General features: G+C 64.8%; 1 protein-coding gene. It reads left to right on the forward strand.

The window, feature by feature from the left end; all coding sequences use genetic code 11:
- Positions 1-253 (forward strand): hypothetical protein (locus tag RMT89_RS44375; protein ID WP_315889425.1); only part of this gene is annotated, 253 nt, incomplete at both ends.

Below are 253 nucleotides of genomic sequence, written 5' to 3' on the forward strand. Positions count from 1 at the left end.
GGCAAAACCCTTGGCGATGCCCGCCGCAGCGCTGCCGGATATTTCGGCGACCTATCCAAGGAACTGCAGGCCGACACGAATCAGGAGCGTAGAGCGGCGCAGGACCTGACGGGCTCTTGGGGTGGGGGTATTGGCGGGTTTGCCGGCGATCTAGCCTATACCTTGCCTCTGGCTTCGGTCGGCGTCGCTGCGAAGGGGGCCGGCGCTGCAAAGGCCATCGGTCAGGCAGCCTTGGGTGGTGCTTTGCAAGGTG

Origin of the sequence: Streptomyces sp. P17 (assembly GCF_032436805.1) — a bacterium.
Taxonomy (GTDB): domain Bacteria; phylum Actinomycetota; class Actinomycetes; order Streptomycetales; family Streptomycetaceae; genus Streptomyces.